The sequence below is a fragment of the Pseudomonas sp. Sample_23 genome, assembly GCF_004307595.1.
GTDB classification, from domain to species: domain Bacteria; phylum Pseudomonadota; class Gammaproteobacteria; order Pseudomonadales; family Pseudomonadaceae; genus Aquipseudomonas; species Aquipseudomonas atacamensis.
Genome location: NZ_RCNX01000059.1, coordinates 46350 through 72778, shown reverse-complemented (window position 1 = coordinate 72778; position 26429 = coordinate 46350). Strand labels below are relative to the sequence as shown.

Sequence of the window (26429 nt, the reverse complement as noted above, 5' to 3'; positions counted from 1 at the left end):
GTGGACAAGCCTCGATATTCAGGTTCTTCAGGGGGAGGACGAGCACCAGGGGCCTTGCATATGACATTTATCAAGGAAGTCGCCGGGCTATGGCGCAACTTGGGTTGACGTTGTTGTCCGGTTCTTTCGGCCCGGGTCAGCTGCGTGTGACATGAGCGCAGACGTCCATCTCTCTGGAGACAAACATGAGCCAATATCAACACTTGTTGCTGATCATCAACCCGGCCCTGCGCCATTCCCCGGCGATAAGGCAGGCCGCCGCCCTGGCTAAAGCCAGCGGCGCGTCGCTGCATATTGCAGCGTTGATCAAATGGTGGGATTTCCTGTCGCTGCTGGAGGAAGGGGATCGGGCAAGGGCCCGTGCGGCCTATTTGCAGGACCATCACGAGTGGCTGGCAAGCCAGGCTGCCAGTCTGCGAGCCGAAGGTTTGCGGGTGACGACCGAGGTTGGCTGGTCCGAAGACATGAAACGGGAGATCCTCGATCACGTCACCGTGAACCAGCCCGATCTGCTGATCAAGGAAGTGCAGCACGAATCCTTGCTCAAACGCGCTTTGTTTACCCCATTGGATTGGCAGCTGCTGCGTGATTGTCCGGTGCCGGTCTACTTGTTGGGCGCTGCTGGCCCGGGTCTGCCGCGCAAGGTCGTAGCGGCAGTGGATGTAGCTGCAAGCGAAGATGATGGGGGCGCTCTCAATGACCGGATCGTCGAACAGGCCACATCCTTCGCCACTCAGTTTGGTGCAGAGTTGCACCTGTTATATGCCTATGACGTCTCGCAAAACTATCTGGATGAAGTGGTGAACAACTGGACGGTTTCGGAACTGATGAATGCCCGGCGCAAGGAACTGCAAGCGCATTACAGCGCTTTGGCGGGGAAATTCGGTGTGACGGCCGAGCACAGGCATAGCAGGGAGGGACATCCCGTGGCGGCGATCAGTGAGTTTGCCGATGAGCACGATGTGGACGTGATTGTGATGGGCAGGGTTCAACGTCACGGGCTGGAAAAACTGCTGGGAAGTACCACCGAACATATTCTGTACCAGGTTCCCTGCAGCGTACTGGCGGTCTAGAACGAACAACGGTGCGCCTTGCCGAACAGCCCCTTTCCGACTTGTCGACAAGGGGCAGCTGCTGGAAACTTACTCGCCTTTGATGGGCTGAGGTGATAACCCTTGCGCTTCTGTTCATGGATAATTTCGAGCGAGATGATCGTCGTTCCACAACAATCACGAGGCGTTTCCTATGATCCGCGACACCGCTGTAACCCGTTATGGAAAACTCTCAATCATCCTGCACTGGCTGATGCTGGCGTTGTTCGTCGGGGTGTATGCGTGCGTCGAAATCAAGGGCTACCTGCCCAAGGGCAGTGAGGGGCGCAGCATGCTGATGGGCCTGCATGGCCTGTTTGGCGCCAGCATCTTCGCCTTGGTGTGGATTCGCCTGATCGGCCGCCTGACTCCGCGTCCGCCGATCATCCCCAAGCCACCGGCGGGGCAGACCGCAATCGCGCACCTGACACACCTGGCGCTGTATGGATTGATGATTGTCACACCGCTCCTCGCGTGGCTGATGCTCGCGGCGGGCGATAAGCCGTTTCCGTACTTCGGTTTCCATGTGCCGGCGCCGGTGGCTATTGATCCGGACCTGGCCAAACAACTCAAGTACTGGCACGAATGGATTGGCGGTGCCGGCTACTGGCTGATCGGCCTGCACGCGCTGGCGGGGCTGTTCCACCATTACTGGGTGAAGGACAACACGTTGCAGAGGATGTTGATTGCGCGTGCCCGCTCTTGAAGCAAGAATCTTGCGCTGTTCGTCTAAGGGAATGTTCGCCGCAACTCAAGCGCATGGCTGCGGTGGAGCTGAAAATCCGGAACTGCCAGCCCTCGCCGATGCCGAAATAGCATCGACAACGAGGGCAAAGCCATGACTGAAGAAAAAACCGAAGTGCCGCAAGAAGTACCGGATCAAACAACCCCGGCACATTCCACCGAAGAAGAGCGCGAGCGCTTGAAGGACTTTAACAAGGACGGTATCCCGCCGGGCAGTTGCTGATCAGCGGTCACCGTGGCTGCGTCACCAGTTCCCCGCTGATCGCATCCATCATCGCCGGATGCTCCTCAGCGGCGACGCGCAAATCCTCGGTGACCCGCAACTCCGCACCCGTCGGCGAATAGGTGGCTGCCGCCGTGAACGGGGCGGGGTTGGCCGGCACCGGGCGTTTGCCGCGGCGCCAGAAGAAAAAGCTGACCATGCTCAAATTGACCACTGCGAAGACCCAGAACAGGCCGTTGGCGCCGAACGAGTTCATCACCGGCGAGATCATCATCGGGCTGATGGCCGAGCCCAGCGAGTTGATCAGCAGCAAACCCTGAATCATCGGCACCAGCGCTTCGGCCGGGGCGCGGTCGGCCGCGTGGCTGACGGCCACCGGGTACAGCGCGAAGACGCCGCCACCGAGCAGAAACAGCATCGCCGCGAGCATTGTCGAAGACAGCGGCAGCAGCACAATCACCAGTGATAACGCGGTGCACGCCACCGTCAGCAGGGTCAGCACCTGCAAGCGATCGGTGCGGTCGGACCAGCGTCCGACTGGATACTGCAGCAGCATCGCGCCGAGAATCGTCCAGGCCATCATGCTGCCGACTTCACCGACGTCCAGACCTCTGCGTTGCAGATACAGCGGCAACAAGGTGTAGATCGCCGCTATGGTCACCCCCGAGCCGAAACAGCCGACCAGCCCGGTCGGCGTCACGCCCAGCAGTTGCCGGGGCTTGAGCGGCTCGACCTGATCGAGCAGCGGCGATACGCGCGGCAGGATCACGATCGGCAGCACCGACAACGCAGCAAGCATGCCGGCGACCATGAACGGCGCGCTGTCGCTCATGCCAGTGATGGTTCCCAGCGTCGCCTGGCCCAGAACGCCAGCGCCATAAAGGACGATCATGTACAGCGCGAGCAAGCGCCCGCGAATCTTCTCGTCACCGGCCAGCAGCAGCCAGCTTTCGATCACCAGAAACACACCGACCGTGGCCCAGCCGTTGATCAGGCGCAGGACCAGCCAGCCCCAGGTGTCATAAAACAGACCTTGCAACAGGATCGTCACGGCAATCAGCGAGGCGAAGCTGCCGTAGGCACGAATATGGCCGATGCGCAGAATCAGCCGGTCGTTGAACACCGCGCCCAGCGTCAGGCCGATGAAATAGGCCGACGAAACAATTCCGATCATCGTCGCCGAGGCGCCGGCGGCGTCCAGGCGAAGGGTGGTCAGGGAAGACAGAAAACCGTTGCCCAGAGCAATAATGAACAGCCCGAGCAGGGGCGCCAGCGCCATGGCCAGCAAACGCGGAGACATAAAAACCTCAAGAAAATCGAACAGCGCAACGTGCGCCTCTGCGCGTGCGGTTGCCAGGCTGGAACAGGTGTTGTGCAAATGTCTGCCGATCGGGCAGGGCGGTGGCGTCGGCCGTACGTCAATGAGGCATGGCCAGTCCTGGAAAGGCCTGTCTATGACCAGACTGGACCTCTGCAAGAGCGCGCGGGATTCTACGGCTTGCGCAGGATTTGCCAATAGCCGAAGGCTGCGACGTTAGGACGCAGGCAATTTCGAAGTCGAAGAGGAGGCTGAAAACCCAACATCGAGCTCAGCTCTGACAAGGGCCTGCCAGCGAAAGCTGCCGCAGGCCCTTGCTCGTTTCAGCGCCTAAGTATGCGAAATCAACAAGTCACTGATGATGCAGATCGAGCCATCCTCTGGCGGCGTGGCGTCGGTGTAGTCGATCTGGTTGTAGACCCCGCCGTGGAAATTGAACACCTGCGAATTCCAGGTTGAGTCGAGCTGCAAGTCACCTGATGTGCCGACAACGCCGTTGTAGTCGACAGTGACTCTAGCCACGCCGGCAGAGTTGGCGCGAATGGTGATCTTGAACTTCGCCCCCAACGGTACGCCCTTGAGCACCGTGGTGTTGACCGGTGTGGGCTGGTTGAAGCTCTGGCGGAAGCCCATGGTGATGTTGCCTTTCTGCCAGAACACTTTGATGACCGGGCCGTCGTCATTTTTCACATGCATCTGCGAGATAACGACTTTCTGCGCAGAGTTGACCTTGGTCACGGTCATTTCCTGATAGTTGAGGTGGTCAGCGGCGCTGCCCAGCGACCAGTAAAAGGATTCTTTCCATTCGCAGCGGGTGCGGTGAGTGCTCTTGCTCGAGGCGCCTTTGGTCGGCGCGGACAGTTGCAGCGATCCATCCGGCAGCACCGTGACGATGCTGGGGAACTGCGCAATGGCCTCGGCGCCGTTGAGCTCAAGTGCGACCGGATTGGTTGCCGAAACGGCCACCGGGGTGGAGAGGGTGAGATTGCTGATGTTTACGGCCATGGTTTGTACTCCTGACGATAAAAATCATTAGCGACCCAAGCCTTCGGTGGATTGGCACATCTGTCTGCGCGGACTTTCACCATCTCTTGGGCACAGCACCATGGCGGCGCAAGCGGCCGCCGCGAAAACACAAAGGGCAAAGATCACGCCCGTTGCCTCCAGCACTGCGCCGAAAATCGGCGTGCCGGCGGTTTGGCCGAGTGCCAGGAGCAGAAACGGTATGCCCAATCCCAAGTCCGGACGATCCGGAAACAGGCGGATGCCTTGCAGCAGATAAACGCCCGAGGAAACGATATAGGCCGCGCCAAACAGGCACATTGCGATGAGGCCAGACCCGGCTGATATCGAGGCGGCCGACAGGCCCAATGTCCCGAGGGCGATCCCAGCCAGTGCCAGATGCTGAATACGCACGACACCGAATCGGCCGGTGAACACGCCCGTCATGCATCCGCTGATTCCCGCCGCACCCAGGACGATCCACGCCCATGCTATCGACTGATCTGAGAATCCAGCCTCGCTGCGCAGAATGTCGGCACCGAATGTCCAGATCGCCGTGCTCGCCAGGCCCATCAGGAAAGCGCTGGCGCACAAAGGCAGTACGCCGGGTCGACGCAGCATTGCCAGCGAGAAGTTCTGCGCGACGTCACGCTCGACCCGGCGCGGTACCGCAAACCAGAGCCAGATCGTGACGCCGATGCCGATCAAGGCAAACAGGGCATACAGCTGGCGCCATTGCCCGGCCGCCAATATCGCCGCCAAACCGGAAAAAACGATGCCCGCCGCTGTCCCGGCATTGATAAATCCATTGGCCCGCGGGCGATCCGCATCATCAAGACGCGCCGCTACCGCGCTGGCCAATGGCGGCGAGGTCAAACCGGTGCTCAATCCCGCCAGCGCCACACCGCAGCCCAACGTCAGCCCCGACGAAGCGACAACCACCAGTCCCATGCCCAGCGTCGCGGCGGCGCCGGCCATCACCGTCAACCCACGCGGACTGACTTTGCCGTTGCAGGCAAACGTCGCAACGATGCCCACACAGTAAGCGGCAAAAGCGCTGCCTCCGATCCATCCGGCAGCGGTCACGCTGAGCGTCAGATCCTGACGAATCTGTGGCAGCAGCAGTCCATAGGCGAAGCGCGCCAGGCCATAGGACAAGGCGGTCAGCGCGAAGGCTGCTGCGACCAGATTGAGGCTGCGTCGATTGAGGCTCACGGGGAAATCGGATCGCTGGCAGGGAAGGTTTCCTCGACCGCCTGATCCAGTTTCGAGTCACTGACATTGCGCTCATCGGCCCCAAGGTTCTGCTCGCAATGGCAGGTCGAGGACGGGCAGGGTTGGCCCTTCGGGTGAAGATCCGCGCAGGCCTGACTGCAAAACTGCTTGCCGTCACGCTCGAAGGTTTGCTCGCCGCTGCATTTGCAGGTGCAGCCCGGGCAGGCGCAATCAATTGTTGAAGGATCGTTAGCCATGGGTTTCCTCCAGGTGGTCTGTAAAGGCAGTCGTTACCGATTCTGATAACCCGCCCCGCACCTGCGTTTGATGATTTTCCCCCACGCCCGATGAGTGGTAGAGCGCAGAGGGCGAGGGCAGTACGGCGTTCAACGCGAGGGAAAGATTCAGCGCCAGGATCAGCAGGATCGATACGCTGAAAATGCGCCGCGCCCAGACTTTCGCATTGGTGGTTCGCACCGGTCGCAACGTCAGATAAAACCAGTAGCCGCCCAGGCCAAGTACCACCAGCGGATAAGAAACATTGATAGCCGCAACCCAGCCCAATATCGCCGCGCTGATCAGGAACGCGACCATGTACAGGTTGATCTCGCGTCGTGCCTGTCTGAGCGTCAAGGTTGGCAATCCGGCGGCACGAAAGTCTTCATGGCGCATGACGGTGATCGCGTGGGAGTGGGGCATCTGCCAGCAGCAAAACACCACGATGAGCATCAGCGCCGTGGCATCGAAGCTGCCGGTCACGGCGCAATAACCGACCACCGGCGGCATGGCCCCGGACAGGCTGCCGACCAGCGTGCCCCAGTGCGAACGGCGTTTCATCAGGCAGGTATAAACGCCCGCATAAACGATCAGACCGACAGCCGCCATCACGCAGGCCAGCACTGTGGTGCCGAGCCACAGCAAACCGAAGCCGATCACACCCAGCACCGCCGCGTAGCAAAACGCACTGGGCAACGACACAGCGCGAACGGCCAGCGCCCGATGACAGGTGCGCACCATGCGCCGGTCGATATCGCGGTCGACGCAGTTGTTGATCACGCAACCGCAAGCGATGACCAGCGCGGTGCCGAGCAGGGCGGCCAATAAATGCGCCAGGGTCACCGGGCGGCCACCGGCGGCAAGCAGATAGCCGCCGAACACCGAAGCCAGATTGCCGACGATGATGCCGGGCTTGGTCAGTTCCAGCCCGACATTCACCGACAGCCGCCATTGCTTCAGTGCGCCAGCATGTTGTGGTGAATGCTGTCCATGATCCATAGCGAAAGCCCAACCAGCAGAAGAATGATCACCACCGAGAAGATCAGCGCTCTGAGGTTCCAGCGCTGCTCCTTGGCGGTGTCCAGATGCAGGAAATATTTGAGGTGGGCGAAGACCTGCACCACGCCAAGTGCAACCACCACCCAAGCGGTGACGCTGCGTGGCAACGTCGGGTACATGACCAGGCCAAAGGGAATGACGGTCAGAATCACTGAAATAATGAAACCGACCATGTATGAACGACTAGTGCCATGGCTGGTGCCGGCACTGCTATGAATCGGACTCTGGTTATACATGTCACACCACCCCCAGCAGATAAACCACGGTAAATACGCAGATCCACACCACATCGAGGAAGTGCCAGAACAGACTCAGGCAACTCAAGCGTGTCGTATTGGTGTTGGTCAGGCCCCGGCTGCTAACTTGCAGCATCAACACCGCCATCCACACCAGACCACTGAGCACGTGCGCGCCGTGGGTGCCGACGAGGGTGAAGAACGCGGTCAGGAATCCGCTGCGATCCGGCCCGTAGCCTTCTGCGATCAGATGATGGAATTCGTTGATTTCCATGGCGATGAAACCGCAACCCAGCACGAAGGTGACGCCAAGCCAGCGCAGCACATGGGCTTTGTCATTGCGGTTCATCGCCAGCATCGCGTAGCCGTATGTGATGCTGCTGAGCAGCAGCAACGCGGTTTCGGCAAGGACATAGGGCAATTCGAAAATGTCGACGGTCGAGGGCCCGCCAGCCACGCTGTCACGCAGTACGGCATAGCCTGCGAACAGCGTCGCAAACAGGATGCAGTCGGTCATCAGGTAGATCCAGAAACCGAAAATGCGCATCGAGCCCGCGTCTTCATGGCCATGTTCATGGCTGTGCGCGATGTCTTTATCCAGAACGATATTGGACATGTTCAAGCCTCCGCCAAGTCTTTGAGACGCGCTTTTTCAATCCGCGCCACTTCCTGCGCCGGGACGAAATAGTCGATGTCTTCGTCATAGCTGCGCACGACCATTGCCACCACCGAAGCGACCAGGCCGAAGATCGCCAGCCACCAGATATGCCACACCAGGGCGAAGCTGCAGATCAGCGCGAAGACACTGATCACCAGGCCGGCGGAGGTGTTGCGCGGCATATGGATGGCGCGGTAGTCGGTGTGACTGAGGGTGCTGACGCCGCGCTCCTTCATGCCCCAATAGGCGTCGAGATCGTTGACTTTCGGTTGCTCGGCGAAGTTGTAGAACGGCGGCGGCGAGGCCGTGGCCCATTCCAGCGTGCGACCGTCCCACGGGTCGCCGGTGAGGTCGCGCAGTTTCGCGCGGTTGCGAATGCTCACGTAGAGCTGCAACGCCTGCGCGGACACGCCACAAAGAATGATGCCGACGCCAAGCAGTTCCAGCAGCAACCACGGTTGCCAGGCCGGGTTGTCGAAATGGTTCAGTCGTCGGGTCATGCCCATGAAACCGAGCACGTAGGATGGCATGAACGCGAAGTAGAAACCGACCAGCCAGCACCAGAACGCAATGCGCCCGAGGCGGTCGTTGAGGCGGAAACCGAACGCCTTGGGGAACCAGTAAGTCAGCCCGGCCATGTAGCCGAACACCGCGCCACCGATGATCACGTTATGGAAGTGCGCGATCAGAAACAGGCTGTTGTGCAGCAGGAAGTCGGCCCCGGGCACCGCCAGCAGCACGCCGGTCATGCCGCCGATACTGAACGTGACGATAAAGCCCAGCGTCCACAGCATCGGCGTTTCGAAGCGCACGCGGCCGCGATACATGGTGAACAGCCAGGTGAAGATTTTCACCCCGGTCGGCACTGCAATGATCATCGTCATGATGCCGAAAAACGCGTTGACGTTGGCCCCCGCGCCCATGGTGAAGAAGTGGTGCAGCCAGACGATGAACGACAGAATCGTGATCGCAATCGTCGCCCACACCAGCGAGACATAGCCGAACAGGCGCTTGCTGCTGAAGGTCGCGGCGATCTCCGAGAAGATCCCGAACGCCGGCAGGATCAGGATGTACACCTCCGGATGGCCCCACGCCCAGATGAGGTTGACGTACATCATCGGGTTGCCGCCGGCCTCGTTGGTGAAGAAGTGCATGCCCAGATAACGATCGAGGGTCAGCATCAACAGGGTGGCGGTAAGGATCGGGAACGCAGCGAGAATCAGGATCGAGGTGCACAGTGCGTTCCAGGTGAACACCGGCATCTTGAACAGGGTCATGCCTTCGGTGCGCATCTTGAGAATGGTCACGAAGAAGTTAACCCCGGTTAACAGCGTCCCTATGCCGGATATCTGTAATGACCAGATGTAGTAATCCACCCCGACCCCGGGGCTGTAGCCGAGCTCGGACAGGGGCGGGTAGGCGACCCAGCCGGTGCGGGCAAACTCACCAACGCCCAGGGAAATATTCACCAGTGCCGCGCCAACCACGAACAGCCAGAAACTCAGCGCGTTGAGGAACGGGTAGGCGACGTCGCGGGCGCCGATCTGCAGTGGCACGACGATGTTCATCAGGCCGACCACGAACGGCATCGCCATGAAGAAAATCATGATCACGCCGTGGGCAGTGAAGATCTGGTCGTAGTGTTCCGGCGGCAGATAACCCGGGCCGCCGCTCGAAGCCATGGCCTGCTGGGTACGCATCATGATCGCGTCGGAGAAACCACGCAGCAGCATGACCAGCGCGACGATGATGTACATGCAGCCGATTTTCTTGTGGTCGACCGAAGTGAACCACTCGCGCCAGAGGTAACCCCACTTGCGTTTCCAGGTCACGGTGCCGACCAGGGCAAAGCCCATCAGGCCGACGATAGCCAGGGTGTACATGACAATCGGCTCGTGCAATGGAACCGCGTCCCATGAAAGTTTCCCGAACATGATTTAACGCTCCTCGGCCAGCAGACTCGGTTGTTGATTGACGCGCACATCGTCGCTGTTGCTTTGCACCTGGGTTTCCTTCTTGCGCGGTGCTTTGTTCATTCCTTCGTACTTGTCGACGATGTCGAGAAACAGTCGCTCCTGCACAGCCGAGTAATAAGTGATCCTGTGCGCCACTGAAGGCTTGGCCAACTCGGCATAACTGGCTTGATCAAGTTGCCCGGGCGCTGCTTTGACTTTGTTGACCCACGCTTCGTAATCCGCGCCGCTGAGTGCCAGGGTGCTGAAGTGCATGTCGGAAAAACCGTGGCCGTTATAGTTCGCAGCAATTCCGCGATACTGGCCGATTTCATTGGCGATCAAATGCAACTTGGTCTGCATGCCAGCCATGGCATATATCTGCCCGCCCAGTGCCGGAATAAAGAATGAAGTCATGGCCGCGTCGGAAGTGACGGTAAAACTTACCGGCGTATTCACCGGTATCGCCAGTTCATTGACCGAAGCGATACCCAGATCGGGGTAAATGAACAGCCATTTCCAGTCCGTTGCCACCACTTGCACATTCAGGTGCGGCACGTCGGAGTCCAGCGGGCGATAGGGATCGAGTGCGTGGGTGGTTTCCCAGGTCACCCAGCCGAGTACGCAAATAATCAGGAACGGCACGCCCCAGACCACCGCTTCGATCTTGTGCGAACTGGCCCAACGCGGCGAATAACGGGCCTTCTTGTTGGTCGCGCGGTAGCGATAGGCGAACAGGAAGGTCATGACGATGACCGGGATCACCACCAACAGCATCAGGCCCGTGGCGAGAATGATCAGGTCGCGTTCATCTCGGGCAACATCGCCCTTGGGGTTGAACACCACCAGGTTGCAACCGGCGAGCAGAACGCTGGTAGCGAGATAGACCAGGCAATAGCTGATTGTTCGCTTCATACATGCTCCTGTTCTTTATATCGATCCTTGTTTTCTTCGGGCAACAGTTGGCCATGGACAGAAAACCCTGTTTCTGTACCGGCTAATCACGCTGGGCTGAATAACGAGTTGTACTTGAGCTCGCCTGGGCCACGAACTTTTTGAATGAGCATTGCGACGTTGGTTTTACAGAATGTTACGCAAGCTGACGAACGGTTGAACTAGCGAAACGGCGGGCGCGAATCAACGCGCTATGCTGAAAATGCCTCTTGGCAATCCGTGGAATTATTCCGCCAAAGGAAAGATCTTTGACGTGAGCGAGTTGAGTTCAGGAGTACGACATGTTCAAACGCGGCGAAACCTACAACAAATGGAAGGCGACGGAAAAGGCGGAAAAGTGCCATACCGAAGAGGTTGAAAACGGCTGTCATATCGAGGTACGGGCACGGGAAGCCGATGATGGCGACGTCGAAATGTTCATCAGCGTTTACACCGCGACCGGCGAATGCGCTTACGAACGCATCAGGAAATTGCCCGGCGTGGAATGGGAAGTCGAGGACGCGCTCAAACGTGGCATCGATCAGGCAGAACGAATTGCCGGCGGCGAGTCCGGACGATTGTCCTGTGCCGATGCGCACGGCCACGAGAATGAGTGACCGTGCGCAGCTTTCAATTGGCCTGGCGAACGTCAACCTGGCCGAGTTGATTGCACTGCCAGCGCCAGGCATCGGCGAGCATGCTGTGCAGTGAGCGGCTCGCCTGCCAGCCCAGTTCTTCGAGGGCTTTTTGCGGGTCCGCCCAGCATCGCGCGATGTCGCCGGGGCGCCTTGCTTCAATCCGCAAAGGGATCTTGATACCGGTCACTTGCTCGAAGGCGCTGACTACCTCCAGCACCGAATAGCCGCGCCCGGTACCGAGGTTCCAGATGCTCACACCATGGCGATCGCGCAAGGCGTCGAGCGCGCAGACGTGCCCGAGTGCAAGGTCGACGACGTGCAGATAATCGCGAATGCCGGTGCCGTCCGGGGTCGGGTAATCGTTGCCGAACACTGACAGCTGCGCGCGCTGGCCACTGGCAACTTCCAGCAGATAGGGCAGCAGGTTGTTGGGCGTGCTGGTGGGTGCCTCGCCGAGCAGGCCGGAAGGGTGCGCACCAATCGGATTGAAATAGCGCAGCAGGCCGATCGACCAGCGCGGGTCGGAACTGGCGACACTCTTCATGATGTTTTCCGACATCAGTTTCGACATGCCGTAAGGATTGGTCGGCTGGCCAGTGGCGCAGTTTTCGTTAATTGGCAGGGTGGCGCAGTCGCCATAAACAGTGGCCGATGAACTGAACACCAGATGGAAAACTCCGGCCTGGGCCATGGCTTGGCACAGCGTCAGGCTGCCGCCGACATTGGTGTCGAAATAGCGCAGAGGTTCACGCACGCTTTCTCCGACCGCTTTCAACCCGGCGCAATGCACCACGGCATCGATCGGGTAATCGTGCAGAAGATTGTCGAGCAGTCGTCGATTGCGCACATCACCCTGAATGAACTCCGGTCGTTTTCCGGCCAGCGTACTGATGCGCTCGATTGCCGCGCGCTGGCTGTTGCACAAATTATCGAGGATCACCACATCCTCGCCGTTGCCCAGCCATTGCAGTGCGACATGCGCACCAATGTATCCCGCACCACCCGTAATCAAGATCATGCGCCCGCCCTCACAAGTGACGCCATCGGCGATGGCTTCGTAGATGGCTTCGTAGATGGTTTCGATGCGCCTGTGCGGCGGCGAAAACCATGGTTGTTCTGGACGGTAGGGGCTGGATTGATCGGCAAGTTCAACCTTGTTTGCCAGCCGGTATGTGCAGTTCATCGGCTGTGTTCAAGGTTGGGCTGAACGTCGTGTGAACGCCGTGATTCCAACCTTCAAGAGCCTTACGGCCTCATCGAGAAATGCCCTGCACTTGCAGTGTCGACAAGTGTGACGGCCCGGTGGCTCGGCACTGAGTCGTCTTGTTTTTTTTGATGAGGATCTGGCTATGAACCTGGCAGAACAACCCGAGGCGCTTGCATTGGCGAGCGCGCAAAATGCTGTCGAAGCATCCCTTCAGGTGCGACCCACGTTGGTGTGCCTGTCGCATCTGCGCTGGGGATTTGTCTATCAACGACCGCAGCACGTCATGTCGCGATTGGCCAAACACTACGACGTGGTGTTTTTCGAAGAGCCGGTATTTGTCGAAGACGCCACGCCCAGACTCGAGCTTTCGAATCCGGCGGCGGGAATAGAAGTGGCGGTGCCGCAATTGCCGATCGGCATGAGTGGCGAGGCGATCGAGCAGGCGCAGAGGCAATTGCTCGATGAGCACCTCGCCGGACGCGTTCAGGGCGATCTTTTGCTGTGGTATTTCACGCCGATGAGCCTGCTGTTTACCGAGCACCTCGACGCTCGGGTTACCGTCTATGACTGCATGGATGAACTGTCGGCGTTCATGGGCGCACCGGCGCGCTTGATCGACATGGAACAGCAACTGCTCGCCCGAGCTGATGTGGTGTTTACCGGCGGCTTCAGTCTGTGGGAGGTCAAGCAGCGCCAGCACGGTAATGCCTATCCGGTACCGAGCAGCGTCGACATCGCGCATTTCGCGGCGGCGCGGCAGGCACTGCCGGAACCGCCCGATCAAGCATCCATAGCGCGGCCACGCCTGGGCTTTTTCGGCGTGATCGATGAACGCTTCGATATCGAATTGATTGACCGCGTGGCGGCAATGCGTCGCGACTGGCAAATCGTGCTGATCGGGCCGGTGGTGAAGATCGATCCGCAGACGCTGCCGCAACGGCCGAACCTTCATTATCTGGGCGGCAAGCAATATGCCGAGCTGCCGGACTACCTCGCTGGCTGGGACGTGGCACTGATGCCGTTTGCACTCAACGCCTCCACGCGATACATCAGCCCGACCAAGACTCCGGAATATCTGGCGGGCGGATGCCCGGTGGTGTCGACGCCGATTCACGATGTGATCAGCGGCTACGGCGAGAGCGGCGCGGTGTTCATCGCCGACACTGCCGAGGCCTTCGTCGAGGCGATCGAAAAAGCTTTGCCACTCAAAGGCACCATCGAATTTCTGCAGCGCGCCGATGCCGCGATCGCCGGCATGTCGTGGGACAACACCAGCCGCTTCATGCAGGAGCAGATCGAATGCCTACGATAAGCCTTGAGCGCGCCAAGTCCGGCCACGCCTATGACTACCTGATCGTTGGTGCCGGGTTCGCCGGCAGTGTCATCGCCGAACGTCTGGCCGAAGGACTGGGCCGCCGGGTGTTGCTGATTGACCGGCGCCCGCATATCGCCGGCAATGCCTACGACCATTACGATGAGGCCGGGGTACTGGTGCACCGCTATGGTCCGCACATCTTTCACACCAATGCCCAGCGCATTGTCGACTACCTGTCGCGCTTCACCGAATGGCGACCTTACGAGCATCGAGTCCTCGCCCAGGTCGACGGCAAGCTGGTGCCGATTCCGATCAATCTGACCACGCTGAATTCGCTCTACGGCCTGTCAATGTCCTCCGAAGAAGCCGAAGTGTTTCTCGCCGAACGCGCCGAACCGGTGGCGACCATTCGCACGTCCGAAGACGTCGTGGTCAATCAGATCGGCCGTGAGCTCTACGAAAAATTCTTTCGCGGATACACGCGCAAGCAGTGGGGGCTGGATCCCTCGGCACTGGATAAATCGGTGACTTCGCGCATTCCGACGCGGACCAGCGAAGACGACCGCTATTTCGGTGACACCTTCCAGATCATGCCCTCGGGCGGCTACACGCAAATGTTCGAACGCATGCTCGATCACCCGAACATCGATCTACTGCTCGGCACCGATTTCAAGGCTGTGCGCGACGAGGTGCAGTACGCGCATCTGATCTACTGCGGCCCGATCGACGAATACTTCGATTTCCAGTTGGGCCGTTTGCCGTATCGGTCCTTGCGCTTCGAACACCAGACCCTCGAGCAGGAACACTATCAGCCAGTGGCGGTGGTGAATTATCCGCACCCGGATGTGCCGTATACGCGCATCACTGAATACAAACACCTGACCGGGCAAACGCACCCGTGCACCAGCATCACCTACGAGTTTCCCTGTGACGATGGCGACCCGTATTACCCGGTGCCGCGCGCAGAGAATGCCGAGCTGTACAAACGCTATCGAGCGCTCGCCGAGCAGACGCCGAACGTGACGTTTCTCGGGCGACTGGGTACCTACAAGTACTACAACATGGATCAGGTGGTGGGCCAGGCGCTGGCCCTGTATCGGGATATTCAGGCGGCGCAGGCAGAAACCACCGCTGCAACCGAGATCGATGCTTCATGACCGCGCAGCCGAAAGGCGACGAGCCCGGCGCGGATGCGTCTTCGATCTTCAGCAGCTTCGTCATGGCCGGTTTCGAATGTTCCAGCCAGCGCCGCCAGGACGGTCGGCGCCTGGATCTGCTGGCCGACACCGGGCATGCGCGCTGGGTCGCCAAGGATTACCAGCGACTAAGCGAGTTGAACATTCGTTGCGCCCGCGACGGCTTGCGCTGGCATCTGATCGAGCGCAGCCCCGGACGCTATGACTGGAGCAGTTTTCTGCCGATGCTCAAAGCGGCACAAGCGCAGCAAGTGCAGGTGGTCTGGGATCTGTGCCATTACGGCTACCCGGATGATCTGGATATCTGGCGCCCGGCATTTGTCGAGCGTTTCGCCCGCTTCGCCGGTGCTGCAGCGAAGCTGATGGCCGACGAGGGCGTCAGCGTTCCGTTCTATTCGCCGATCAACGAGATTTCATTCTGGAGTTGGGCGGGGGGCGAGGTCGCTTACTTCAACCCGAACGCACGCGGACGCGCGCAGGAACTCAAGCATCAGCTGGTACGAGCGAGCATTGCTGCGATCGAAGCGATTCGCGAACAGGCGCCGAATGCGCGGTTTGTCCAGTGCGATCCGTTGATCAATGTGATCGCCGGCTCTCGGCGCAGCGACGATATCGAAGCCGCTGAGGCCTATCGGCTGTCGCAATTTCAGGCGTGGGATCTGCTCACCGGCCGCGAATGGCCGGGTCTGGGTGGGCAGGAGCATTACCTGGATATCGTCGGCGCCAATTTCTATGCGCATAACCAGTGGTATTTCCACGGCCGACGGATCCTTCGCGGCGAGAGCGACTTCCGGCCGTTGTCGGGCATGCTCAAGGAACTGCACCAGCGTTATCAACGGCCAGTGCTGATCGCCGAAACCGGTGCCGAAGATGATGAACGCCTGCCGTGGCTGGCGTACATCGTCGAGCAGACACTGCTGGCGCTTGAACGCGGCGTGCCGGTGCAGGGTATTTGCTGGTACCCGTTTCTCGATTATCCCGGTTGGGATGATGGCCGCTATTGCCCGACCGGGGTGTTTGGCTACCCCGATGGCGAAGGCGAGCGCGCAGCGTTTCATCCGCTGCACGTCGAGCTGGCGCAAGTGCCCGAGCGGATTGCCGCAAGTCTGCGCCGGGTCAATGGCCGGCGTGTTGAGGGGCAGGGGAGATGAACTTTCAGCGCAGGCGCGATGAACCGTTGCCGGCGTCAGCCGCCGCGTTTCTATGGCGCTACATAAGAATTCGCCCGGCGCACTTCGTCGCCATGGTCGCACTGGTGATCGGCGCGGCTTGCTGTGCGGTGGTGGTTCAATACGGCATGAAACTGCTGGTCGATGCCATGGCCGCCGGGTCGGCGGCGGAACAGGTCTGGCACGCGTTCGGCCTGTTCATGGCGTTGATCGTGATGGAAAACCTGCTGTGGCGCCTCGGCGGTTGGGTCGGTTGCCACACCATCGTCGGCAGTTGTGCGGATCTGCGCGTCGACCTGTTCCATCATCTGACCGGCCACCCGATGCGTTATTTCCGGCGGCATTTCTCCGGCTCGCTGGCCAATCGCGTCTCGGCGATCGGCGCCGCTGCCGACAAGGTCTACGGCGGACTGACCTGGCGTATCGTGCCGCCATGCGTGGATTTCATCGGCGCCGTGGCCTTGCTGTTGGCGGTGCACGGTGCGATGGCGCTGGCGTTGGTCGGTTGCGTGATAGTCGTCGCCGCGCTGATTACCATATTCGGCGTGCGCGGCCGCAGCCGGCACATCGCTTTCGCTTCGCAGTCGGCGCGGGTCGGTGGCGAGATTGTCGATCTGGTTTCCAACGTATGGACGATCAAGGCTTTTTCCGGGCGGGAACGCGAGCGCTTGCGCCTGGAGCGCGAGATCGGCATCGAGGCCGATTCGCACCGCAGCAGCTGGATGTACATGGAAAAAGCCCGGGTACTGCACGACATCTGCCTGACCGTTATGGCCGGCGGCATGCTCGGCTGGGCGATTCTGCTCTGGCGAGCGGGACAGGTGACGGCGGGGGATGTGGTGATGGTCAGCGCGTTGACCTTCCGCATCCTGCACGGATCGCGCGAACTGGCGCTGGCCCTGGTGGAAACCAGCCAGCAGATGGGCGTCATCAGCGAAACCCTGGGCATCGTCGCCCAGCCCCACGAGCTCAGCGACGCCTTGGAGGAACTGGCGCCGACGCGCGGGCACATCAAAATGCTCGACGTCAGTTACGCCTACCCGGACGGGCGCAAGGTCTTCGAGCATTTCTTTCTCGATATTCCGGCCGGGCAAAGCGTCGGCATTGCCGGCACCTCGGGCTCGGGAAAATCGACCTTGCTCGGTTTGCTGCAACGTCTGGATGACGTGCGCAGCGGGGTGATCCTGATCGACGACCGCGACATCCGCTCCGTCAGCCAGGACAGCCTGCGCCGGCAGATCGCTGTGGTGCCGCAAGAACCGGCGCTGTTCAATCGCAGCATTCTGGAAAACATCGGCTACGGCCAACCGCACGCTACCGAGCAGCAGATCATCGATGCGGCGCGCCAGGCGTTTTGCGATGAATTCATCCAGGCGTTGCCGCAGGGTTATCACACCCTGGTGGGTGAACGGGGAGTGACGTTGTCCGGCGGGCAACGCCAGCGCCTGGGGCTGGCGCGGGCGTTTTTGAAAGACGCACCGATCCTGATTCTCGACGAGGCGACCTCGGCACTTGATTCCGATTCCGAAGCGATCATCCAGCGCGCATTGAGCAACCTGATGCGCGGCCGCACGGTACTCGCCGTGGCCCACCGCCTCTCGACCATCGCCAACTTCGATCGGGTGCTGGTGCTGGAGGACGGCGAGATCGTCCAGGACGGCACTCCCGAAGAACTGCGCGAAAGCCAAGGGCGGTTCCGCACGCTGTGGCAGATGCAGGCGATGGTGCACAACCGTTGAACGCGCTGCTATTGCGCTGAGCGCGTCCAGACCCTGACGTAGTCGATGCGAAACACCGACGGCAGATCAGCATCGTCGACCACGCCGAACCAGTCCCACATCGCTTCACTGTCGAAGACGATTTGCATGGGGAAATGCCAGTAGTTGTTTTTCGCCTCTCGCACCAGCACGCCGTCGACGTACCAGCGCAAAGTCTCGGGTTGCCAGTCAAAGCCGTAGACATGAAAAGTATTGGCCAGCCGCCACGGTGCGATCCAGGTACTGCCGGAGCTCAGGTGTTGATCATTTTGCGGTCTGGCCCAGACATGGGCGTTCATGTTGTACCGGCGATCAAAGGCTTCGTTGCGGGTCTTGCCGCCGATTTCGAAGATGTCGATTTCCGTGGCGTTGTCCGGCAGCCCGGTCCACGCCAGCCAGAACGCACTGGAGCCGGCGGAATTCATCGGTTTCGCCCGGGCTTCGTAATAGCCGTACATCCCCCGTTCGTTGGTTCGCACCATCGCCGAGCTGTAATCCTTGTAGCCCAGAGCTACGTATTTTTCCGGGAGGGTCTGTTTGCGGAAAGTGATGTTCAGATTGCCGTTGCCGAGCTTGGCGTTCTCCGGCAAAAACAGCGCCGGTTTGCGCCCGAGGGAATCGGTGCCGGTGGCGTTGTTGACGTGCCAGCGTTCGGCATCGAGCGCGCTGCCGTTGAATTCGTCGGACAGCCGCGTATCGCGTTTCCAACCGCCGGCATTGGCCTGGTCCGATAACGGCAGGTCGGGCGTAACGTGCGTCGGGGTCGGGCCTAGCGGACCGACGCGAGTCCACGCATCCACCTGTTGCGGAATGGCGACCGCCCACTTTTGCGCCAGATACTCGAACACATTGCGGCGTTCTTCCTGGCTGCTGAATGGGCGGTCATAAACCAGTACTTCGGCAATGTCGCCGCGGAGGATTTCCGAGGTGCCAACCACGTTGCGCGCCACCGCGAACGGGCCGATCGGCACGTCACTGGTTTCCAGCAACGCCAGCGCCGGCTCGTACGCGGTGGTCTGCTGCACGCTGATGCCGAAATTCGGTGCGACGTTATCGTTATCCGCCAGTTGCGGCCGCGAGCTGAACAGGCGCTGCCAGGCCTTGCCGCCGGCTTGCTCGGGCAGGCGCCGCGAGACAACGAACACCGTCACCGGCCCTTTGCTTGTGCGGATCGCCTGGCCCATGAATGCCGCCGTGCCGCTGAAGCGCACCACGCCGTGGCCGTTGAGGGCGTTGTCGAAGCGCGTCGGCAAAGTCGTCGCCGCGCGGTTGTCGATGTCGACGTCATTGCCCTTGCCGGACTTATCCAGCCAGCGCACGACCTGGTTTTGCCCCTCCAGTGTCATCGAGGCCGGATCATTGCCGTCCAGCCACAGCACCAGTCCGTCAGCCACCGGTTGGGGAATATTGGCCCTGACGCCGGCGCTCAGCATTAGCAAAACCAACAGCAACCATCGTGATCTGTTCATGAGTCTTCCCTAACGTGGATTTGCCCCGGTTCAAGTGCCCACCGCCAGCAGCGGCGCCGGTTGCGGGCGGTAGCCCCATGGGTTGTGAGTCTGCCAGCGCCAGCTGTCGATGAGCATTTGCGTCAGCTCGCGTTGCGCGCGCCAGCCCAGTTCGCGCCCGGCCTTGCTCGCATCGGCGCGGCACTCGGCGACATCACCGGCGCGGCGCGGGGCGAAGCGGTAGGGAATACGCAGGCCGGTGACGTCCTCGAAGGCGCTGATGATCTGCAACACGCTATAGCCGCTGCCGGTACCGAGGTTCCATACGTGCAGGCCATGCTCATCGTCCTGCAAAACCTGTAGGGCCTTGAGATGACCTTCGGCCAGATCCAGCACATGGATGTAGTCGCGAATACAGGTGCCGTCGACGGTTGGATAGTCGTTGCCGTAAACAGTCAACGCCGCGCGCTGGCCGCTGGCAACTTCGCTCAGGCACGGCAGCAGGTTGTTAGGTCGACCATTGGGCGCTTCACCGATCAATCCACTTTGGTGCGCGCCGATCGGGTTGAAGTACCGCAGCACGGCGATGTTCCAGCGCGCATCCGCGAGGGCGAGGTCGCTGAGCAGTTCTTCGATCATCAGCTTCGAGCGCCCGTACGGGTTAGCCGGTTTGCCGGTGCCATGCGATTCCACGATCGGCATCACAGTCGGCTCGCCATAGACAGTGGCCGAGGAACTGAACACCAGATTGAACACCTGCGCGCGCGCCATCGCCTGACACAGGTTCAGTGTGCCGAACACATTGTTGGCGTAGTAATCCATCGGCCGGCGCACGCTCTGCGCAACGGCTTTGAGGCCGGCGAAATGCAGCACTGCATCAATCGCGTAGGTGCTGAAAATCTCGTCCAGCAGCGCGGCGTCGCGGATATCGCCCTCGATGAAATCGACGTGCGAGTGACTCAACAGCTCCAGCCGTGCGACTGCTTCGCGGCTGCTGTTGCACAGGTTGTCGAGGATCAGTACCGAGTGTCCGGATTCGATCAGTTGCAATGCCGTGTGCGAACCGATGTAGCCGGCACCGCCCGTGATCAACGTGGTTTTGCGCATGACGACGTGCTCCATTGCGAGGAAATGCAGCTCAGCGGGCGGTAAACACCAACTTGAATTCTTGCGGCCAGCGCGGGTGCAGCAGGCTGTAGGCCAAGGCATACGTCAGCGCGCCGATGGCAATATCGCCGGTCAGGTGCGCGTAGCCGGACAGGCCGGTTTGCCGCGACGCCCACATCACCACGACGACCATCAGCAGCGAGGCGAACAGGCTGCGGTAACTGGACTGAAAGAAGCAGCGCCAGTCATAACCGATGGCGGCGTGCAGGCCGCGTACCTGCAGCGGCGTGATCAGCAGCATGCGCAGCAGCAATGCCAGCGCCGCCGCCATGCCGCCGTAGGTCGCTCCGAGCAGATACACCAGCGCCAGCGCGAGCAGGGTGGTGGCAACTTCGGCCTTGAGCGTCAGGTGCGTGCGATTGACCGCCACCAGCGCAGTGGTTGCATACAGGGCCAGATTGCCCAGCGCCGCCGTGCAGGCGAGCACTTGCAACAAGGGAATCGCATCGGCCCATTTCGCGCCGAAGATCAGCAGGATGATGTCTTTGGCAGTCAGGGCGATACCGAAGAACAGCGGTGTCAGTACGAAACCGCTGATCGCCGTGGAATCACCTATCACGCCGATCAGGCGCGCCGGTTCGGCACTGCGCCGGGCGAACACCGGCAAGGCGTAACTCATCAAGCCGTTGTAGATCGCCGAGCGCGGCAGGTCGATGATGCGCATGGCCAGGTTGAACATGCCCACCGCATGCGCCCCGGCAGCCAGGCCGAGAATCAGGTTGACGCCACGTTGCAGGGTTTGCGAACTCATCACGTTGACACAGACCGGGAGACCGGCGCGCAGCACTTCGCCCAGCACCTGGCGATCAATCAGAAAAGCGATGCGCCGACGCTCGCTGCGCATCAGTACCAGTGTGGAAACGCCGTCCATGATCAGCGCCTGGGCAACCACCGCCCACGGGCCGAAACCCAGCATCGCCACGGCCACACCGCCAACCCCGCCAGCCACTTTGCCGAGCAAGGTACGCGAGGCCAGCAACTTGAAATTGCCGCTGCGGCGCATCTGCGCCACATACACCCGCGCCATCAGGGTGAAGAGGATTTTTACCGAGGCCACGGCGGTCATCCAGCGCAGCGCGGTGGACGGCGTATACAGCACCACTGCCAGCGAAATCAACGCAATCGACAACAGACTGACCAGCACGGCAAACCAGAACACGCTGCTGATGTGTTTGTCCTCGACACGTTGCAGGCGCACCAGCGGGTCTTCCAGCATCGACGAGAATAGAATGCCGACCACTTCGACCACGGCGATGATCAGTGTGCCAATACCCAGCTCCGTCGGCGTCAGCAAATGCGCGTAGACCACAAAGGTGATCATCGACAGGAAAATCAGGCCGAACTTCTCGGTAAAAATCCATACGAGGGTCATCAGGCGACGGTTGGCCATGGCGCGATCCCCGAGAGTCAGCGGTTGTTGCCCAGGCTTTTCAAGCAGGCGTAGAGGTAGCGCAGGGTCGGTTTGCCCTGGAAGAAGAACAGCGTCTGCCACGAATGCCCGAGCATCTGCCGGAACACCTCGATGACCCGGCGATGATCGCCGCGCCGGGAAAACGCATTGAGAAATTCGGCGTGGTTGGCGAGGACGAAATAGATCCGTTGCTGTTTGTTCAGCCGCGTGCCGTAACGCGCCAGATAAAGCTGGATGAAGCGCAGCTTGTGCGGGTAGTACTTGTGCGGTTGCGCGGTGATGTTGGCGGCGTTGACGGCGCGCCAGTGGAGGATCTGCGGCACGCTGTGGATCTCGCTGATTTCGGCGATGCGCGTCCACAGCAGGCGATCCTCGGCAAAGCGCAGGCTCTGATCGAAGCCACCAATGGCGACGATGATCTCGCGCAGGGCGAGTACGCCGGAGGTGCCGTTGATGATGTTCTCGCGCATGAAATCGACAAAGTGCTCGCCGTGTTTGCAGCGATCTTCCAATTGACGTTTGCCATCACTGAATTCACTCATCTGAAAGCAATCGATCAAGCCGACTTTGCGTCCCTGTCGGGTCAACTCCGCGTGCAGCGCCAGTTGTTTTTGCAGTTTCTCCGGATGCCAGCGGTCATCGGCATCGAGGAAGGCGATAAAGGTTTCTTCGGCGCTGAACACGCCGTGATTGCGCGCACTCGCCGGGCCTTGGTTGGGCTGCTGCAACAGCACGATGGGGAAGGGCGCGGCGTAGTGCTTGACGATCTCTGGACCGGCATCACTGGAACCATCATCGACGACAATGACTTTGTCCGGCAGGCGGGTCTGTGCGCACACCGAGTCCAGTGTGCGTTGGATGCTGGCGGCGGCGTTGTACAGCGGAATCACCACGCACACGGTGACGGCTGAGGGATCATTCAGCATGGGCGTTGCTCCCGGAAAGTGCCGCGCATCGGCCGAGCATTCGCCGCTGGCAGCGGCTGCGGACGGGCGACGAGGTGATGGCGGAAGGTCAGGCTGAGCACGCAGAAGATCAGGAACTCACCCGAGCGATAGTTGGGAATCACATAGGCGACGTAATTGGTAACGACGAACAGACCGATGATCACCAGCGCACAGGCCTGATAGCGCGCTGACTGATGCGCCGTGATTGCGCGATAGCGCTTGCTCAGGGTCTGGGCAAACATCAGCAGCAGCGCGATCAACTGGATCAGGCCGCCATTGAGCAGGGTTTCGACGTAGCCGCTGTGCGCGTTGCCGATGTAGCCCCAGCGCGTGATGAACGCATCGGCATCGGCACTGGCCCAGAACGCGCCGAAACCGTAGCCCTTGAGAAATTGCGCATCTATCAGCGGTTGCAACAGTTCCCAGATCAGCGTGCGGTCGGTCAGCGACGGGTCACGGCCAACCAGTTCCAGCAGCATCGCGTAGTTGGCGTAGAGCACGCCACACAGAAGGAAGAACACCAGCGTCGCCGCCGTGAACGCCAACAGTGAGCGGTTGATGCGCAAGCGGATCAGGGTGATGAAGTAGGCGTAACTGGCGGTGCCGGCGACGATCAACGCAATCGCCGTGGCCGACTGCGCCAGGCCAATGGCAATTAGCGCGAACAGTCCGTAAAGCATGGCCATTGGGTTGCGCTGGCGGATCATCGGCAGCAGCAACAGGATCGCAATAGCGTTCAGGCGTGCACCGGCATTCTTTTCCGCGAACACCCCGCGAAACGCACCGTCACGGATGCCGCCGGAAATAAAGGCGATGTCCGGGCGAATCACGGCAAAGATCAAGCCGACCAGCGCCGCCGCACCGATCACGCAGCCGAACAGAAACGCAATGCGTTCCAGGCTGTAGCGCCAGGCAATGAAACCGGCGAAGAACACCACACTGAGCAGCGCGACGAAACGCTTGAAACTGAGCATCGGCTCGCTCGACCAACTGATCGACGCCGCCACGCAGCCGAGAAACAGCAGCAAGAACAGGTTCTGCCGGTAGAAGCTTTTACTGAGGAAGACCTTGTGCCGGATGAAAAAGAACAGCGGCACTAGCAAGGTCAGCAAGCCGCAGACCTGATTGGCCAGATTGCCTTCCAGATCCTGCTGGGCATCGCCCAGCGTACTGACGTTGCCCAGGCGCAGAAAGAAGCCGATCACCTGGGTGTAAAACAGCACACCGAACAGGGTGAAGGCGTCCGCCAGCGTCGAGTAACGCACTTGCAGGCGGTTCATCTCAGCGCCTCCCGAGTAACGCCTTGAGGTAGGTCTGCACCGCGCGAGCATTGACAAAACGCGCGGCAGCATCAATGCGGCGCTGGCGATGCACGGCTCGCGGCGTGGCCATTTGCGCACTGATCGCGGCGGCGAGGGCGGCGGGGTCGTCGACCTCGACCAAGGGCGCGACGGCACCATCGGCGAGAATTTCCTGCGGGCCATACGGGCAGCGCGTCGCTACCACCGGCGTGCCGGTCGACAGGGCTTCGACCAGGGCGTTGGGGCTGCCTTCGAAACGTGACGACAAAACAAAGCAATCGGCCCGAGCGATTTCGGCGATGGGGTCACTGGCATACCCCGGCAGATCGCAACGCTCTGCAACGCCGAGCGCTGCCGCCTGTGCCAGCAGTTCGCCGCGCAAGGCGCCTTCGCCGAAGATGATCAGCCGCGCATCGCGTTGCGGCAGGCGGGCGAAGGCGTCGATCAGGGTGTCGAAGCCTTTTTGTTGCGCCAGGCGTCCTACAGCGACGATCACCGGAGTGGTTTTGTCCTTCAACCAGGGATGGCTCGGCGCGGCGGCAGGCTTGTCGCGAAAATCGTTGTCGAGCACCGGGTTGTCAGCGGTCGTCACATCGCGCGAACGGGTGATGGTGGTGTCGACCAGATCTTCGGCGACGCCTTGCGACACGCAGATCACCGGGTTGGGAATCAGCCGGTACAGCCACGGCGCCAGCCAGTAGGCGAGCTTGACCGACAGGGCCGGGTTGACATGCTTGTCCCGCGAAAAGGCATTGCGCTCGCTGACATGCAGCCGCGCCAGCGTCCCGGACAGCGCGGCGGCGGCAATCGCCACGACGTTGACATGAGTGAGCACCGCCAGTTGCGCGTCGTAGCGATTGCTGCGCAAAAAGCGCATCAGCGCGGGCACGGCAGCGGCGCTGCGCGGGCTGTCGAGCAGTACTTGCCTGACCCGTGGGTCGAGCGCCGGTTGATTGATGCCGGCGCCGGTGAGCATCAGCAGCGTGACTTCATTGCCGGCCTCAACCAAGGCGCCGGCGAGGCGCACCATCATTTTCTCCGCGCCACCGGCGCCGAGGTCCTGGAGGATGATCAGCAGCTTTTTCATCGGTTCCACACCTGGTAATAGGCCTGGGCGGCGTATTGGCTGGTATAGGGCAGGATCGCTTCGCTGACTGAATGTCGGGCTGGAGCTGCCGGTTTGCGGTTGGCCAGACTGTCGAGCATTGCCTCGGTCAGGGCCGGCACATCATTGACCTTGACCAAACGCCCGAGGCGCCCATCGTCGAGCAACTCGCGCGGCCCGCTGCCGCAATCGGTGGAGATCACCGCCGTACCCAACGCCAGCGCCTCGACCAACACCGTCGGCAAACCTTCGTGCAAAGAGCTGAGCACCAACAGTTGCGAATGGCGGATCAGCGGATAGGGATTGCGCAGATGCCCGGTGAAATGCACCAGGCGTTCGATGCCCAGCCGTTGTGCCTGCGCTTCAAGCGCTGTGCGCAACGGGCCGTCGCCGGCAATCACCAGATACGGCAGCGGGCGTTGTTGCGCCGCCAGCGCGTAGGCGTCGAGCAGCAAATCGAAGCCTTTGGTGTGCACCAATCGGCCGATGCCCAGCCAGTAATGATGGGGCACACCACCGGGCAACGGCGCTTGTGCCGCACGCATCAGTTGTTCGCTGATCACTGCGTTCGGGCAATAACGAATACGCGGTCGCCCCCACGGCATCAACCCGGCAAGCGACTGGCGCAGACCGTGGGACACCGCGACCACCTTGCCGCTGCCGCACAGGTACAGCGCGTACAACAGCCGCAGGCTGGCGCGCCCGGTGTTTTGCTCGGCGCAATCCAGCGCGGCGTGGCGGGTGTAAATGACTTTGCAGGGACTGCCCAGGGTGGCGAACCAGGTGCAGAGATTGGCCTGCTCCTTGGCGCCAATCAGGTGCGTCACGCTTTCGCGGCGAATCAGCCGGCGCAACAGCACGATCGACTTTAGCCAGCCCGCGAGCCCACTGCCGCCACCGGCCATGCTCGGCGCGCCGTCGACGTTGGGCGAGTCGCCGTTCATGACGAAAAAACTCACCCGCCTTCCGTCCGCCAGAAACTGCTCGGCGAGGCGTTGCTGCACGCACTCGACGCCGCCGCCAGTCTGGTAATCCTTGAGCGTGAACAGAATATGCATCGG

General features: G+C 60.8%; 25 protein-coding genes. 8 read left to right on the top strand and 17 right to left on the bottom strand.

The genetic code is table 11. The annotated features are described in order from the left end of the window. Positions 1–185: 185 nt before the first annotated feature. The 3 genes from D8U82_RS15960 (at position 186) to D8U82_RS28610 (ending at position 2058) form a co-directional block, all read left to right on the top strand. Positions 186–1073: a universal stress protein gene (locus tag D8U82_RS15960; protein ID WP_130902515.1), complete on the top strand. Its 888-nt coding sequence runs from the start codon at positions 186–188 to the stop codon at positions 1071–1073. A gap of 172 nt (positions 1074–1245) precedes the next feature. Then, positions 1246–1797, top strand: a complete 552-nt coding sequence (locus D8U82_RS15955; RefSeq protein WP_130902514.1) for a cytochrome b — start codon at positions 1246–1248, stop codon at positions 1795–1797. A 132-nt stretch (positions 1798–1929) separates the two neighbouring features. Then, a complete protein-coding gene (locus D8U82_RS28610; RefSeq protein WP_024012797.1) occupies positions 1930–2058 on the top strand; it encodes a hypothetical protein in 129 nt (42 codons plus the stop codon). 7 nt (positions 2059–2065) lie between these two features. Here the strand turns inward: D8U82_RS28610 and D8U82_RS15950 are convergent, their stop codons facing one another. From D8U82_RS15950 to cyoA, 9 genes are all read right to left on the bottom strand, one after another. Then, positions 2066–3382, bottom strand: coding sequence for an MFS transporter (locus D8U82_RS15950; protein WP_336463712.1), 1317 nt, complete (start codon positions 3380–3382; stop codon positions 2066–2068). A 324-nt stretch (positions 3383–3706) separates the two neighbouring features. After that, the gene (locus D8U82_RS15945; protein ID WP_122699293.1) at positions 3707–4381 is read right to left on the bottom strand and encodes a polysaccharide lyase family 7 protein; all 675 of its coding nucleotides are present in this window, start codon (positions 4379–4381) and stop codon (positions 3707–3709) included. 27 nt (positions 4382–4408) lie between these two features. Further along, positions 4409–5593, bottom strand: a complete 1185-nt coding sequence (locus tag D8U82_RS15940; RefSeq protein WP_130902513.1) for an MFS transporter — start codon at positions 5591–5593, stop codon at positions 4409–4411. Next, positions 5590–5850 carry a metallothionein gene (locus D8U82_RS15935; RefSeq protein ID WP_024012801.1) on the bottom strand — a complete coding sequence of 87 codons (261 nt, stop codon included), beginning with the start codon at positions 5848–5850 and terminating at the stop codon, positions 5590–5592. Before D8U82_RS15935 ends, D8U82_RS15940 begins: the two co-directional genes overlap by 4 nt. Next, positions 5843–6808, bottom strand: a complete 966-nt coding sequence (cyoE, locus tag D8U82_RS15930) for a heme o synthase (RefSeq protein WP_241668064.1) — start codon at positions 6806–6808, stop codon at positions 5843–5845. The genes D8U82_RS15935 and cyoE overlap by 8 nt, the downstream gene beginning before the upstream one ends. A gap of 17 nt (positions 6809–6825) precedes the next feature. Continuing rightward, complete coding sequence (gene cyoD / locus D8U82_RS15925) at positions 6826–7164, bottom strand: cytochrome o ubiquinol oxidase subunit IV (RefSeq protein WP_016774550.1); 339 nt, start codon at positions 7162–7164, stop codon at positions 6826–6828. A gap of 1 nt (position 7165) precedes the next feature. Then, positions 7166–7780 carry a cytochrome o ubiquinol oxidase subunit III gene (locus tag D8U82_RS15920; protein ID WP_110599448.1) on the bottom strand — a complete coding sequence of 205 codons (615 nt, stop codon included), beginning with the start codon at positions 7778–7780 and terminating at the stop codon, positions 7166–7168. A gap of 2 nt (positions 7781–7782) precedes the next feature. Beyond that, positions 7783–9756 carry a cytochrome o ubiquinol oxidase subunit I gene (cyoB, locus tag D8U82_RS15915; protein ID WP_130902511.1) on the bottom strand — a complete coding sequence of 658 codons (1974 nt, stop codon included), beginning with the start codon at positions 9754–9756 and terminating at the stop codon, positions 7783–7785. Positions 9757–9759: 3 nt separating this feature from the next. After that, on the bottom strand, positions 9760–10689 hold the full coding sequence (cyoA, locus tag D8U82_RS15910) for a ubiquinol oxidase subunit II (RefSeq protein ID WP_024012805.1): 930 nt from the start codon (positions 10687–10689) through the stop codon (positions 9760–9762). 320 nt (positions 10690–11009) lie between these two features. On the opposite strand from cyoA, the gene D8U82_RS15905 reads away from it, so the two are divergent. After that, complete coding sequence (locus D8U82_RS15905) at positions 11010–11324, top strand: hypothetical protein (protein WP_016774554.1); 315 nt, start codon at positions 11010–11012, stop codon at positions 11322–11324. Between the two features lie 13 nt (positions 11325–11337). Here the strand turns inward: D8U82_RS15905 and galE (D8U82_RS15900) are convergent, their stop codons facing one another. After that, positions 11338–12363, bottom strand: a complete 1026-nt coding sequence (galE, locus tag D8U82_RS15900; RefSeq protein WP_130902524.1) for a UDP-glucose 4-epimerase GalE — start codon at positions 12361–12363, stop codon at positions 11338–11340. 331 nt (positions 12364–12694) lie between these two features. Here galE (D8U82_RS15900) and D8U82_RS15895 point away from each other — a divergent pair, with 331 nt between their 5' ends. The 4 genes from D8U82_RS15895 to D8U82_RS15880 are packed head-to-tail and all read left to right on the top strand — an operon-like array spanning position 12695 to position 17971. Continuing rightward, positions 12695–13864, top strand: a complete 1170-nt coding sequence (locus D8U82_RS15895) for a glycosyltransferase family 1 protein (protein WP_130902510.1) — start codon at positions 12695–12697, stop codon at positions 13862–13864. After that, positions 13852–15024, top strand: coding sequence for a UDP-galactopyranose mutase (gene glf / locus D8U82_RS15890; protein WP_130902509.1), 1173 nt, complete (start codon positions 13852–13854; stop codon positions 15022–15024). Before D8U82_RS15895 ends, glf begins: the two co-directional genes overlap by 13 nt. Next, positions 15021–16214 (top strand): beta-glucosidase, encoded by a 1194-nt coding sequence (locus tag D8U82_RS15885; protein ID WP_130902508.1) that lies wholly within the window; start codon positions 15021–15023, stop codon positions 16212–16214. Before glf ends, D8U82_RS15885 begins: the two co-directional genes overlap by 4 nt. Then, positions 16211–17971 carry an ABC transporter ATP-binding protein gene (locus tag D8U82_RS15880; RefSeq protein ID WP_130902507.1) on the top strand — a complete coding sequence of 587 codons (1761 nt, stop codon included), beginning with the start codon at positions 16211–16213 and terminating at the stop codon, positions 17969–17971. Before D8U82_RS15885 ends, D8U82_RS15880 begins: the two co-directional genes overlap by 4 nt. 8 nt (positions 17972–17979) lie before the next feature. Here D8U82_RS15880 and D8U82_RS15875 read toward each other — a convergent pair whose 3' ends face one another. Genes D8U82_RS15875 through D8U82_RS15845 form a run of 7 tightly spaced genes read right to left on the bottom strand, consistent with a single transcriptional unit; the run spans position 17980 to position 26426 of the window. Further along, entirely contained in the window at positions 17980–19458 is a 1479-nt protein-coding gene (locus D8U82_RS15875) for a family 16 glycosylhydrolase (RefSeq protein WP_125926782.1), read from the bottom strand. A gap of 30 nt (positions 19459–19488) precedes the next feature. After that, positions 19489–20544, bottom strand: coding sequence for a UDP-glucose 4-epimerase GalE (gene galE / locus D8U82_RS15870; RefSeq protein ID WP_130902506.1), 1056 nt, complete (start codon positions 20542–20544; stop codon positions 19489–19491). Positions 20545–20575: 31 nt separating this feature from the next. Then, positions 20576–21994, bottom strand: coding sequence for an oligosaccharide flippase family protein (locus D8U82_RS15865; protein WP_130902505.1), 1419 nt, complete (start codon positions 21992–21994; stop codon positions 20576–20578). 17 nt (positions 21995–22011) lie between these two features. Further along, the gene (locus D8U82_RS15860; RefSeq protein WP_130902504.1) at positions 22012–22941 is read right to left on the bottom strand and encodes a glycosyltransferase family 2 protein; all 930 of its coding nucleotides are present in this window, start codon (positions 22939–22941) and stop codon (positions 22012–22014) included. Continuing rightward, positions 22935–24242, bottom strand: a complete 1308-nt coding sequence (locus D8U82_RS15855) for an O-antigen ligase family protein (protein ID WP_130902503.1) — start codon at positions 24240–24242, stop codon at positions 22935–22937. Before D8U82_RS15855 ends, D8U82_RS15860 begins: the two co-directional genes overlap by 7 nt. 1 nt (position 24243) lies before the next feature. Continuing rightward, a complete protein-coding gene (locus D8U82_RS15850) occupies positions 24244–25350 on the bottom strand; it encodes a glycosyltransferase (RefSeq protein WP_130888100.1) in 1107 nt (368 codons plus the stop codon). Further along, on the bottom strand, positions 25347–26426 hold the full coding sequence (locus D8U82_RS15845) for a glycosyltransferase (protein WP_130888101.1): 1080 nt from the start codon (positions 26424–26426) through the stop codon (positions 25347–25349). The genes D8U82_RS15850 and D8U82_RS15845 overlap by 4 nt, the downstream gene beginning before the upstream one ends. Positions 26427–26429 lie beyond the last annotated feature (3 nt).